At 50.1% G+C, this 12,369-nt stretch carries 10 protein-coding genes; 1 reads left to right on the top strand and 9 read right to left on the bottom strand.

The features are described 5' to 3' along the window. Nucleotides 1-17: 17 nt before the first annotated feature. The 8 genes from JW814_03525 to JW814_03490 form a co-directional block, all read right to left on the bottom strand. Complete coding sequence (locus JW814_03525; protein ID MBN2070506.1) at nucleotides 18-920, bottom strand: hypothetical protein; 903 nt, start codon at nucleotides 918-920, stop codon at nucleotides 18-20. Between the two features lie 101 nt (nucleotides 921-1,021). After that, nucleotides 1,022-2,158, bottom strand: a complete 1,137-nt coding sequence (locus JW814_03520) for an undecaprenyl/decaprenyl-phosphate alpha-N-acetylglucosaminyl 1-phosphate transferase (GenBank protein MBN2070505.1) — start codon at nucleotides 2,156-2,158, stop codon at nucleotides 1,022-1,024. Between the two features lie 104 nt (nucleotides 2,159-2,262). Beyond that, nucleotides 2,263-3,783, bottom strand: a complete 1,521-nt coding sequence (locus JW814_03515; GenBank protein ID MBN2070504.1) for a flippase — start codon at nucleotides 3,781-3,783, stop codon at nucleotides 2,263-2,265. Between the two features lie 15 nt (nucleotides 3,784-3,798). Beyond that, entirely contained in the window at nucleotides 3,799-4,887 is a 1,089-nt protein-coding gene (wecB, locus tag JW814_03510; GenBank protein ID MBN2070503.1) for a UDP-N-acetylglucosamine 2-epimerase (non-hydrolyzing), read from the bottom strand. Continuing rightward, nucleotides 4,884-5,912, bottom strand: coding sequence for a dTDP-glucose 4,6-dehydratase (gene rfbB, locus JW814_03505; GenBank protein MBN2070502.1), 1,029 nt, complete (start codon nucleotides 5,910-5,912; stop codon nucleotides 4,884-4,886). Before rfbB ends, wecB begins: the two co-directional genes overlap by 4 nt. Next, nucleotides 5,913-7,229 carry a UDP-glucose/GDP-mannose dehydrogenase family protein gene (locus JW814_03500; GenBank protein MBN2070501.1) on the bottom strand — a complete coding sequence of 439 codons (1,317 nt, stop codon included), beginning with the start codon at nucleotides 7,227-7,229 and terminating at the stop codon, nucleotides 5,913-5,915. A gap of 201 nt (nucleotides 7,230-7,430) precedes the next feature. Continuing rightward, the gene (locus tag JW814_03495) at nucleotides 7,431-8,396 is read right to left on the bottom strand and encodes a GDP-mannose 4,6-dehydratase (GenBank protein MBN2070500.1); all 966 of its coding nucleotides are present in this window, start codon (nucleotides 8,394-8,396) and stop codon (nucleotides 7,431-7,433) included. Between the two features lie 12 nt (nucleotides 8,397-8,408). Further along, the gene (locus JW814_03490) at nucleotides 8,409-9,377 is read right to left on the bottom strand and encodes a GDP-mannose 4,6-dehydratase (GenBank protein ID MBN2070499.1); all 969 of its coding nucleotides are present in this window, start codon (nucleotides 9,375-9,377) and stop codon (nucleotides 8,409-8,411) included. A 253-nt stretch (nucleotides 9,378-9,630) separates the two neighbouring features. Between JW814_03490 and JW814_03485 the strand changes: the two genes are divergently transcribed. Beyond that, nucleotides 9,631-11,721: a transglutaminase domain-containing protein gene (locus tag JW814_03485; GenBank protein MBN2070498.1), complete on the top strand. Its 2,091-nt coding sequence runs from the start codon at nucleotides 9,631-9,633 to the stop codon at nucleotides 11,719-11,721. Nucleotides 11,722-11,833: 112 nt separating this feature from the next. Here the strand turns inward: JW814_03485 and JW814_03480 are convergent, their stop codons facing one another. Next, nucleotides 11,834-12,286, bottom strand: coding sequence for a hypothetical protein (locus tag JW814_03480; GenBank protein MBN2070497.1), 453 nt, complete (start codon nucleotides 12,284-12,286; stop codon nucleotides 11,834-11,836). Between the last annotated feature and the right edge of the window lie 83 nt (nucleotides 12,287-12,369).

Here is a 12,369-nt window from a genome sequence, read left to right as displayed (position 1 = left end):
TCTGAAAGCTCCCCTGTCTAGTCACAGACTGTTTCAAGCAGGCCTTTTCCTCCTGATTGGATCAGGTGAGCGGCCAGTTTCCGCGCGACTGTTTTTTCCTCGCCAGTCGATCCGCGCATCGTGGCACTCAGCTTTTCCGAACCATCGGAAGTAATAAGCGCCACGCTAATCTTGAATTCGTCTCCTTCGGATTCTCCGAGAACGCCGACATTCTTCCTTCCATATTTTACCAGCTCAGTCAAAAAGATCCTTTCTATATCTATCTCGGCATGGCTCGGACCATGATCTATCTCTTCAACAAGCCCCTTGATCAGCCGGTCTCCTTTTCTCACGATCAATCCCATAGCCCCTTTTCCAGCCGAAGGCATGCAGATTGAGGAGGTGAAGACCTCGACCACATTTTCCTGCGTCCCGAAAGCTTCTACCTCGGCGGCATTTATGACGAATCCACCTATTTCGCCGGAAATCATCATCTCGCTTAAAACCTGATACCCGCCCTCAACATGCACAAGAAGAAGATCGTCCCTGAAATAACGTAATTGTCCCATGCTGGCTATATCGGAGACTCCTATCGGCACCCCGGCAGGCTGTTCTTCAAGGATCACGTCTTCCGATGATATCAGAACGTTGAAGGGATTCCCTCTTTTCGGCACGGCTCCTATCTCGAACTCAGGCTGAAGCCTGAGCGGTATCTCCGAAGCATCCGCGATGACTATGTCGATTTTCTTCTGGCCCAAAAGGTTCAGAGGCCCTGATAATCCTTTTACCGACTGAGCACTGACGCTATTTGTCAGTTCCCTGTAATCAATGAATCTCCTGCCCGGATTCGATTCAGTCAACAGATCGACTACCCGTTTTGATTTTATGAACGCGGCGGGGTCCTGCCTGCACGCGGTGGCAATTATCTTTGCGTTAGCCAAGGAATGATTCCTCCGATCAATCGTCAAACATCGCAACCTGACAAGGCAAACGTAGCACAGAGTGAAAAATAAGTAAACGGGAAAGGTCGAGATGCAAATGGTCAATGGGATCTGTCATGTCTGGGAATCGCCGTTGTCTGGGAAGAGACGTATCCACTGATGATCTCATCCATCTTTTCTACTGAAATATCGAAATTGACCATGTCCCGCAAAGCGAAACCAAAAACGACAAGCTCCATGACGAGTGATACCAGAAGGACGGGGAAATGAAACTTCATTGTCAATACTCCGAGCGCGCTGAAGACGGCCGAAAAACTCCACAGCAGAAGATCGACTTTCTTTACCGAGCCAAGCCTGTACAGCAGGATATGATGGAGATGCATGTGATCCGCTTCGAATGGAGGCCTACCCGTCATGATCCGCCTGAAAAACGCAAGAGCGCAATCCATCAGGGGGACGCTCAGGATCAACAGGCATCCCGACACAACGTAGAATATACCTTCGGTCGATACTACCATCAGCAGCGCGATCAGCCCGAATATCAATCCGAGAAAAAGACTTCCTGAATCACCCATAAAGATCCTCGCGGGAGGAAAATTGAATTTCAGAAACGCGAGAGCCACGCCGAAGATGACAACCGACAACACCATTACCAGGGGAATACCGAAAAGATATCCTGCCGCAAAAAATCCCGCCGCCGAAATGACCGCTATCCCGGAAGCCAGCCCGTCAATTCCGTCTATCAGATTGAACGACGTAGTCACCGTCAACATCCAGACCGATGAAAGGAAAAAAGCCGATATTACCGCCGGAAACGGGAGAATAACGATCCCGAAATGTTTAAGAAGTCCGATCCCTGAGGCCGAGACGAGAAGAGAGACGGCTACCTGGAAAAACAGCTTGTACAGATAGTGAAGCGAGCGAAGATCGTCTATTATACCAAGCAGAAACGTAATGAATCCGCTCGCTATAAGAATCGGGACAAAGACCCTGTTCAGTGGGTACTGAGGAAGAAAGAAAAGGAAAGCGGGGATCAGTGCGAAAAGTATCCCTCCTATTATCGCCACTCCTCCTATATGCGCTATCTCACGGTTATTCCTGCCGTTCGGCTTCTCGGCTATATTCCAGCGCAGAGCTATCGCTATAGCCAGAGGAGTGAAGACAAGCCCCAGAATGAAGGAAAGTATCAATGGCAATATCAGACCGGCAGCAGTCATTATTCCCCCGCAAAGATCCATCAGTCAGCCTCAGTAAGAATCGTTTATTACGCCTGTCATGTCAAGAAGTAACGGGATTTCCCCTCAATACCATTTTCGCCCTTCACGAAGATCATGCTCCGGCGTCATGCCTTCCGCCTGCCCCCCACGAATGGGCCGGCAAGATCCCTGATATCGACAGAAGTAAGTGCCCGGCTCAAAAAGAGAAGCACAATATAGACAAGGCTCAGCGCTGCCGCGTGCATGATCGTGGGGAAAAGGCTTTCCGGCCTGGTAATAACCACGCGGTAAAGGGCTATCGTAACAAGAGCCGCGGCAAAAACCTTTACCGCTCTTGTCCAGTCCCTTCTACTCCAGAAACCCGGAACGGCGGCGGCCAGGGATCTCAGTCCGAGGATCTCGATCGGGAGATATGATATAAGAGTGGAGATGACAGCACCGCTTGCTCCAAGAGGTGGAATGAGGATGATATTGAGAATAAAATTGGCAACTGCTCCCAGAAGTGTCAGTTTCGCGTAGGTATCCGCCCTGTCAGCCGCGATCAGGCCTGGAAGAATTACCGACCCAATGCTTCTCATCAATACCAGCGGAAGAAACAGAATAAGTATCCTGGACGATTCAGCGAAATCCGAAGTGAAAAGCCCTGTGATAAGAGGACCTGCGAGAGAAGCGAAAACAACCAACACGCAGGAAGAATAAATGATGGAATTCATGACAGACCGGTTTATTACCGACCTGCAGCGCTCCCTGTCCCCTTCCGACCACGCGCCGGCAAGAATCGGCCGCAATGTCATGACCAGCGCGAAAGTCGGAAACAGGCTTGTCTCAAGAAGATTTCTCGCCATCGAATATATCCCTACCTGGGAGGCTCCCTCGAAATAACCAAGCATCAATTTATCGAGAAGCGAATAGATAGTCACTGAAGCTCCGCTAATTGCCAGGGGAGCGCTTATCCTGAAAAGCCTTTTCCATATATCACCTATCGACTCGCTCTGCGGAGATCGGGCGGAAAGGCCGTTGGTCTCCGGAGTTTTGAAAAGATATATGAATATTATCAGAGCGGCTGCCAGTGTGGCGATTATATAAGCGGCCAGAACTCCTTCCGCCCCCATCGCAAACCTTATCGCCATGATGACTACCCCGACCCTTATCGCGAACATAAGCACTCTCATCGCGAAGAGGAAACGGAATTTCCCGAGGCCGATGATCAGAAGGACTGAGAGTTCATTGAAACTGACTGTAAAGATCATCAGGGCGCTTATCCTGAACAGCGGTACCAGGGCTTCTTCATGAAAAAACCGGGCGAGTTGGGGAGCGAAGACCGCTGTGGCAAAAGCTACCGGTATGGTAAAAAGCATCCTCATCCGAATGCTTGCGGTAAGAAGAGTACCGATATTCTGCGGGGCTTTTACCTTATATTCGCTGATAAGGCGCGACGCCGCACCATCGATCCCGAATTTTCCGGGAATAAGCAGAATCGTGGCGGCAGCCATCGTCCAGTTGATAAGCCCCACTATCCGCGGACCCATCCACCTTGCCACTATCAACGAGACAATAAAAGCCCCGAGGAGAGGCATCGCGGTAGATCCGAAAGTCCAGAAGTACCCGGCTGCTAAAGAATCGTTTCTGGAAGATCTTTGCGTCATCTGAAAATCCAGAGATCAGTCGAAATGTTTTTGAAGGACATCAGCTATCCGCCCGGCCGTCTTTCCATCCCATAGCGGCGGGATCCCGTACTCATCCCGACCGCTTTCAAGGATCCTGAGCGCTTCTTCTTTCACACGCAACGGGTCTGTCCCGGCAAGCACGTTGGTACCCACATCGATGGTGATCGGCCGTTCAGTATTGTTGCGGACAGTGATACATGGCACACCCAGGACCGTAGTCTCCTCCTGGATACCACCGGAATCGGTTATCACAATTCTGGCATACCGCATCGCCTTGAGAAATCCGAGATACCCGACAGGGTCGATCATCATAAGATTCTCACTTGTTTTGAACGGCGGATCTGCGGCATCGATCATCTTTTTTGTCCGGGGATGGACCGGGAACATGACAGGCATCCTTTGCGAGAGGCCGGTCAGCATCTCAAAAAGAGATCTGAGATCCTCGACGGTGTCGACATTCGACGGTCTGTGAAGAGTAACGAGGATATACTGCCCTTTTTTGACTCCTATATCCTCAAGGATAGTCATGCTTTCCGACTTCTCCATGTAATGGAGAAGCGAATCTATCATTATGTTTCCGACGAAAAAGATCCTCTCTCCTCCCACACCTTCCCTTCTGAGGTTTGTCTCCGCCTCCGGAGACGTCGTAAAACAGAATCTCGATAGGATATCCGTCACCATCCGGTTTATCTCTTCCGGCATATCAAGATCGAAGGAACGAAGTCCGGCCTCGACATGAGCCACCGGTATATGAAGTTTGGCGCCAACCAGAGAACAGGCGACTGTCGAATTGACATCGCCGACCACGATGATGATGTCCGGTTTTTTCTCAATCATGATCTCTTCGAAGGCGATCATCACTTTTGCCGTCTGTACGGCATGCGAACCGGAACCGACACCGAGATAGATATCCGGTTCGGGAAGTTCGAGATCCTCGAAAAACACCTTCGACATATTCTTGTCGTAATGCTGGCCTGTATGTATCAGTATCGTCTCGACACCCCTGCCAGCGAATTCCCTCATCAAGGGAGCTATTTTCATAAAATTCGGTCTTGCTCCTGCTACCAGGGCTGCTTTCATCATTTATCCTTCTTTAGAGAAGTGTCGATACGTTTTCGATACATCCTGCTGTAATATTTTTTAAATGACCCTTCCTTTATTTTCCTCCACCAGTTCTCATTCTCGACATACCAATTGACCGTCTTTCTCATCCCCTGATCGAATCCGACTCTTTTTTTCCACCCCAGGCTGGTTATCTTTCCGGTATGTACGGCATATCGCCGGTCATGCCCTGGGCGGTCGGTGATCAGCGTCAGCAGCGCCCTGTCCGCTCCAGAGATCTCTATGATCTTGCGGGCGATGTGGAGATTAGTCTTCTCCTCTCCCGCACCAATATTATAGATCTCACCGATCTTCCCCTTCCTGCCGACAAGTTCGATCGCCCTGCAGTTGTCATCGACATATATCCAGTCTCTGACATTCCTTCCGTCGCCATAAAGAGGAAGAGGTTTTCCTTCTATTGCATTGGTAGAGAAAAGAGGTATGAACTTTTCCGGATGCTGGTAAGGCCCGTAATTGTTGGAGCTGCGCGTGATGATGGCGGGAAGCCCGTACGTCCTGTGAAAAGACCTCACCAGCATGTCGGCGCCAGCTTTGCTTGCCGAGTAGGGACTGTTCGGTCTCATCGGGTCGGTCTCCCTGAACTTGCCCTTGAGGATGCTTCCATATACTTCGTCAGTCGAGATCTGGACGAAGCGGGGTATCTCGTGTTTCAGGGCGTTCTGCAGAAGAGTGTAAGTTCCCACGACATCAGTCTTCACGAAAGATCCTGCCTCAAGGATCGACCTGTCGACATGAGTCTCAGCGGCAAAATTGTATATTATATCGGCCCCGGGGAGAATAGCACCAAGAAGCCTGGCATTACAGATATCTCCTTTTACAAATGTAAATCGCCTGTCTTTCAAGGAGTCGGCCAGGTTATCAAGATTTCCCGCGTATGTAAGCTTGTCAAGCACGATCACTTTCGCGTTTGATTTCTTTTTAAGAAGCAACCTGACAAAATTAGACCCGATAAAACCGGCACCCCCGGTAACAACGATTTTCTTCATTTACATCTCCTGTTCTACGGTATCTTCAGGCCTTCCGAACGACTGGTAACGGAAACCCATCGCCTTCAACACGGCCGGTTTGTATATGTTACGGCAGTCTACTATCACAGGTTCGACGAGAAGTTCCTTGACACGGTCAAAATCAAGTTGTCTGAACTCGTTCCACTCGGTCATCAGGACGAGAGCGTCAGCCCCGTCCATCGCTGAATATTCATCGCTGAAGAACTCGATCTTCCCGCTGTATTCTTTACGGGCATTATCCATCGCTATCGGGTCATACGCGTTGATGACCGCCCCGAGTTCACGCAACCTGTCTACAAGCTTCAAAGAAGGGGCGTGACGAAGATCGTCGGTATTCGGTTTGAATGACAATCCGAGGAGCGTTATTTTTTTTCCTTTTAATTCGTCGATCTCGGCGCCAAGTTTTCCAAGGATCATATCGATCCTCTCCTCGTTGACATCGCTCGCCGCCCTTATCACTTTAAGTTCGACGCCCGAATTATCGGCCGTATGAAGGATCGCGGAGACGTCTTTGGGAAGACAGGATCCACCATACCCGGCACCGGCATGAAGGAATTTCGGGCCGATCCTCTTGTCAAGCCCGATAGCCCTGGCTACTTCATTCACATCGGCATCGACTTTCTCGCACAGATCCGAGATCTCGTTGATAAAAGAGATCTTCACCGCGAGAAACGCGTTGCTGGCGTATTTGACGAGTTCGGCCGTCCTGATAGATGTAAAGACGATCGGTGTCTCAAGAAGGTATAAAGGGCGATATATATCCCTCATGATCTCTCTTGCCCTGTCGCTGTTTACTCCTATGACGACCCTGTTCGGCCTCATAAAATCCTCAATAGCGGATCCTTCTCTTAGAAATTCCGGGTTCGAGACGAGATCGAACGGTATGTCGCCATTCAGGTTCTCTTTTATGATCCTTCCGACCTCTTCCGACGTACCGACAGGAACGGTGCTTTTCTGAACGAATATCCTGTACCCGTCGATATTCCGAGCCACATCCCTTGAAACGGAATAAACCGCGCTTAGATCGGCTGAACCATCATCATCCATTGGAGTCCCGACGGCGGAAAAGACGACGAGCGATTTCTTCACCGAACTGGACAGGTCTGTAGTAAATCGCAGCCTGCCCGCGTCGTAATTGCGTTTGACAAGTTCCTTCAACCCCGGTTCATAGATCGGCATGATCCCTTTTTTTATATTCTCAATACGTTCGCTGTCTATATCGACGCATATCACAGTATTTCCAAAATCAGCAAGACAGGCTCCGCTGACAAGTCCCACGTAACCAGTACCAACCATACAGATATTCGGCATTAACGACTCCTATCCTCTTAACCGACACAGTCCTTTTCGATACCTGCTGATATACCTTCCTGAAGATAAATCCTGCCAGTATCCCGGAATGAATTAATAATATATTCAGAGCCCGCGGGCCAGGGACTTGACCCCGGCGCCGGCTCTTAAAAACCCTCATCCGAGGAAGAACATCCGGCTCTTCCATTACCGCTCTTCCATGGAGACCTTCTCCCGCCACCACTCGAACAGGTCTCTCAGCATCGAATCCACATCGATCTCCGGCTTCCAGCCGGTAGCGTTTCTTATCTTGAAATTATCCCCGACAAGGACGGGGACATCGACCGGCCGGAGAAGACCTGGATCGGTTCCTGTTTCTACATCTATTCCAGCTTTCTTAATCATACTCTCAAGCGCGTCCGCCAATAAAAGCCCCGATCCGGAGCATACATTATAGATCTGTCCGTCTTCGCCCTTCTCAATCAGCATCCTGTATGCTCTTGCAACATCCCTGACATCGAGAAAATCCCGTTCGACTTCGAGATTCCCCGTCAGGATGACAGGTTCGTCGATTCCATCAGCTATCCTGGCGCACTGCCTTGCAAATGACGGAAGGACAAAGACCGGGGTCTGACCCGGACCGGTATGGCTGAAACTGCGCGTCATAAGGATCCTGCTTCCAAAAGCTCTGAAATACTGCATCGCAAGCAGGTTCTGTGCCGCTTTGCTTGCCGCGTAGGGACTTACAGGTTCGACGGGTGAATCTTCGGAGAGAGGCATCTCGTCAGGGTCCCTGACTCCATACTCCTCGCTTGAACCGGTCAACATGATCCTTGCCCCGAGGCCGTTTTTCCTGTCAGCTTCAAGAAGATTCAGGGTGCCGAGGAGATTGACCTGAAAAGTGCCGGCAGGATCTCCGAACGATCTTGCCGCTGAACTCTGGGCTGCAAGGTGAAAAATCAGATCCGGCGACCACTCCACAATGACCTTCTCCACCTGGGCCGCCTGGCGAAGGTCGCATTGTTCATAACTGAGCCCTCGAGGGAACCGGTCTTTGCCTGCCCCGCCCCGTGCTTCGAGATCGACCGCGATGAGATCGTACCCCGCTTCAGAGAGTTCCCTGAGAAGGTACTCTCCAACAAATCCGTTTGCTCCTGTCACCATCGCTCTCATCTGGATCTCTTTCTACCGTGATGATCGACCGGACGCGTTCCTCCAGAAATCAAGGAGATCAGAAAGCGTCTTGTCGACAGGTATTTCCGGTTTCCAGCCAGTATCGGTATGGAACTTTCCATAATCGCCTTCAAGCAGCGGCACGTCACTGGGACGCAACCTCCCTTTGTCAGTCTTTATATCTACCTCTACCCCTGAGATTTCCACGAGTTTGTCGAGTATCTCCCTTATACTATAACTTTTTCCGCTACAGATGTTGTACACTTCTCCCGGTTTTCCCTTCTCAAGGGAAAGCCAGTACGCCCTCACCATATCCCGCACATCGGTAAAATCCCTCCTCGCGTCGAGATTACCGACTTCCATCACCGGCTTACGGATTCCATTTTCGATATCGATGATCTGTTTGGCGAAATCACTGCATACGAATACCGGACCTCGCCTGGGACCTGTGTGGTTGAACCCCCTCGTCCTGACTATTTTCATTCCGTAACTCATGAAATACTGGTATCCCAGCATATCCTGTCCGACCTTGCTTACGCCATACGGACTGAGCGGTCTGAGCGGGGAAGTCTCCTTTATCGGCACCTCATCGGGATAGACCATCCCATATTCCTCGCTTGAACAGGCGATCTGGATCCTGCATTTCAGATCGAGTTTCTTCACGGCTTCAAAGATATTAAGCTGTCCGATAATATTAGTGATCAGCGATTCGCTCGGAGCGCTCCACGAGGTCGGAACAAAAGACTGGGCGGCAAGATGAAAGATATAATCGGGCATTATATCCTCGACGACCTGCCTGGTCGAAGAAGCGTCGCGCAGATCGCATTCGAGCAGTTTCAGCTTATCCCATATATGTTCGATATTTTCCGTGCGGCTTCTCCAGCGGATAATACCGTAGAGATCAACATCCTGGTTGGCCAGACAATAATCTGCCAGGTGGCTTCCGGCAAATCCGGTTATTCCCGTAATAAGGACTTTCATAAGGGTTCCCTTCTTAATTCACCGCATAGACCATGACTTTATGCCATGCCGGGTTAAGATATTACCGACTTCAGGATTTCCGATTATATCAGAATATTTCCCGCGGTCAAGCTGGTAATGCCGTTATTGCCTTGCAGGGCAAGCGTGACCATGCCTGATCACGCCGATAGTTGAATAATTCTCGACCTGTAGTTGTATATCATACATACTGAAGACCCTGAAATCGGATCTGCCATCGACAAAGGAGATTGTTATGCGAAAATTTTCCGTGTCCATTCTGGTTCTGATCTCAATACTGGCCTTTACACTTCTGCCGGGGTGCCGGTCGGAGATGGGGACGTTAGATACCACTCTTGCCGAGTCAGGAAATCATGCTTCCGAAAAAGAAGCCGGGATCTATTATTATGCGATCAGGATCAATGATACAGTCGGCGGTTATATAAAGTTTTCCATAAAAAACGAGATGATAGATGGCAAACAACTTACCGTCGTCAATGAATATTTTTTCGCCATGATCTCGGCGCTCGGAGCTGAGTTCAATACCGAGGTGACTCTTAATTACCATATCGATCCCACCACCGGGAGATTCATATACCACGACAGCGTCATCGACCAGGGCGAAATTCACAAGTATTCAAAGATCTTTATCGAGGGCGACAAGGCGAGATTCATCTCTGACGATTCGACCGGAGAGGAATTCTGCGATCTGCCAGCGGGTGTCATTCTGGAAAACACCTACTTTTTCCCTCACCTGAAAAAGGATTTCATCGACAGCGGACTTGTTGAGAAGACATATCATGTCTATGAAGTAAGGGAAAACGAGGTCCAGGAGACAGTTTATACTCTGGCCGGCAGAGAAAAGATCGAACTGGCAGGGAAAGAATACGACGCTTTCATCCTTGACGAATTGAACAAAAAAACGGGGCTGAAGATAAAATGGTGGCTCGATTCCGAAACGGCGGCTCTGCTCAAGACCCAGGTACCGGGTAACAGGGAAGTCTGTCTGGCGGATGAATCTGTGATCAGGAATCTCGAGTTGGCCAACCTCGACGAATCTATAATGACCAGGGCGAATGTCTCGATAATAGACATCCAGGCGATCTCGTACATGAAGGTCCGAGCTGTCATCGAACCGATGGGGCTCTGGGTGACAGACGAAGGTCTTAACGTCCGGGGGCAGAGATTCGAAGGAACAGTAGATGAAAATCTGATAGAAGGTATCTTCGAGATCGAACATGTAAAATATAATGGCGAAGAAGCGCCCCCCTTCCCTCCCGATTTTTCAGAAAACGAAAAAGTCGCCATCTACCTTGAACGATCAGATTTAGCCGAGTCGGACGATCCGGTGCTGGTAGAAAAAGCCCGTGAACTGACTGCTGGATCGAAAGATTCATGGGAAGCCGCGGTAAGGCTCAGCAGGTGGGTAGCTGACAATATCAGCTACGCTATCCCCGGCGGCGGATCGGCCAGACGTGCTTATGACAGCCGGGCCGGGGAATGCGGAGCTCATTCCCTTCTTCTTGCCTCCTTCTGCAGGGGAGTCGGCATTCCGGCCAGAGTCGTCTGGGGGTGCATGTACGTCCCGAATTTCGGAGGCTCTTTCGGGCAGCACGCCTGGACAGAGATATATATGGGAAAGGAAGCGGGGTGGGTGCCGGTCGACGCGACGGCATTCGAAGCGGATTTCGTAGATTCGGGACATATAAGGATAGGGGAATTCAGATCTGCGACGATCGCCTTGAACGCCAAATCTATTGAGATACTTGAACACAGGACAGGCGAAGAAAAAGTGGCAGGTCAGCAGCTGGATGGAAAATTCGATACATTTACGGGCGATTATGCCGGGCCCGAGGGAATGGTCTTCAAAGTGCTCGTGCAGAACGGCACGCTTGGCGTCGATATTCCAAACCAGATAGTACTTCTTCTTCACGATCCTGATGAAGATGGAAGGAGATACGCCAAGCTGACCAACAGGTTATTTATCACCTTCGACGAAGATGGGGAGGGAAAGATAAGCGCGATGATCCTGCATGAACTGCTTCAACTGCCAAAACGGTCAGAACCCGATTCGACGGCTGGCGAGATTCCTCAGGAACTGGCAGGATACCCCGGGACATATCACATGGCGCAGGCAAAGGCTGATTTTACGGTATCTATCGGGGAAGACAAAGGGCTGACGGTTTTTTCCACGATCGACAATAACAACATAAGACTCGTACCTCTTGATCAACCTGGCAGATTTATCGATGAATTCGGTAAAAACAAAATCTCATTCCAGAAAGACGGCGATGGAAAAGTCGTGAGGATGGAAATCGAAGCGATAAACAGGTTCGAAAAGCAGTAATGAGATCGATGATCAGTCGGCAGGGGCCTTTCCTGGAGGAAAGGCCCCTTTTTTTTCAGGATCTTCAACAGGCCCGGCCATCGCGCCGACGCCCCGGCAACAGGCCGGGCGCTCAATCCCTCGCGATCTTCACCACTGATATATTCTCAAAAGACTCATCTATCGTAAATCGGATCCCCGAAAAGTTGAGTCTGGGAAGAAGGCGAAGGGGACAATAATATTTAAACAGTTCTATCTCCCTGAACCTTTCATGATCGATTATCATCTGCAGAAGACTCCGCAATCTAATGATTGAGGGCTCTTCGCCGCCGTCAACAACATCTACGATATGAAGGGAATCATCAAAAGCACGGACGATGCGGGCAAAAAGGATCATCTCTCCTTCTTTCCCGGTAAGGATCGCGAATAAATCCGTCATGGCGATTATCTTGTCAAAGGCGCCGCGGCAATCACCGTCATCGCAACATCCCCCGGTCTCACACCGGGCTTTTTTAAAGAGCCCGAGCATGACGTCGATCTGTTCGGCGGACAGATCCTCGACAAGATGAAAATCATGGTCTACCATTTTCCCCCCCGGTCAAAATGGCGTCAGAGATCAATCTTTCAAGAGATTCCGGATTCTATTACTCCTGACACTTCCGTGTCAAT

The organism is Candidatus Krumholzibacteriota bacterium (assembly GCA_016932415.1).
Classification (GTDB): domain Bacteria; phylum Krumholzibacteriota; class Krumholzibacteriia; order Krumholzibacteriales; family Krumholzibacteriaceae; genus Krumholzibacterium.
Note: the sequence above shows the minus strand (reverse complement) of the source record. Positions and strands in the feature narration are given on the sequence as shown.

Excerpts from the sequence above, each read along its gene's own strand:
- JW814_03520 (MBN2070505.1), bottom strand. The coding sequence starts at position 2,158 with ATGGATCTTTGCGGGGGAATAATGACTGCTGCCGGTCTGATATTGCCA.
- JW814_03515 (MBN2070504.1), bottom strand. The coding sequence starts at position 3,783 with ATGACGCAAAGATCTTCCAGAAACGATTCTTTAGCAGCCGGGTACTTC.
- wecB (MBN2070503.1), bottom strand. The coding sequence starts at position 4,887 with ATGATGAAAGCAGCCCTGGTAGCAGGAGCAAGACCGAATTTTATGAAA.
- rfbB (MBN2070502.1), bottom strand. The coding sequence starts at position 5,912 with ATGAAGAAAATCGTTGTTACCGGGGGTGCCGGTTTTATCGGGTCTAAT.
- JW814_03500 (MBN2070501.1), bottom strand. The coding sequence starts at position 7,229 with ATGGTTGGTACTGGTTACGTGGGACTTGTCAGCGGAGCCTGTCTTGCT.
- JW814_03495 (MBN2070500.1), bottom strand. The coding sequence starts at position 8,396 with ATGAGAGCGATGGTGACAGGAGCAAACGGATTTGTTGGAGAGTACCTT.
- JW814_03490 (MBN2070499.1), bottom strand. The coding sequence starts at position 9,377 with ATGAAAGTCCTTATTACGGGAATAACCGGATTTGCCGGAAGCCACCTG.
- JW814_03485 (MBN2070498.1), top strand. The coding sequence starts at position 9,631 with ATGCGAAAATTTTCCGTGTCCATTCTGGTTCTGATCTCAATACTGGCC.
- JW814_03480 (MBN2070497.1), bottom strand. The coding sequence starts at position 12,286 with ATGGTAGACCATGATTTTCATCTTGTCGAGGATCTGTCCGCCGAACAG.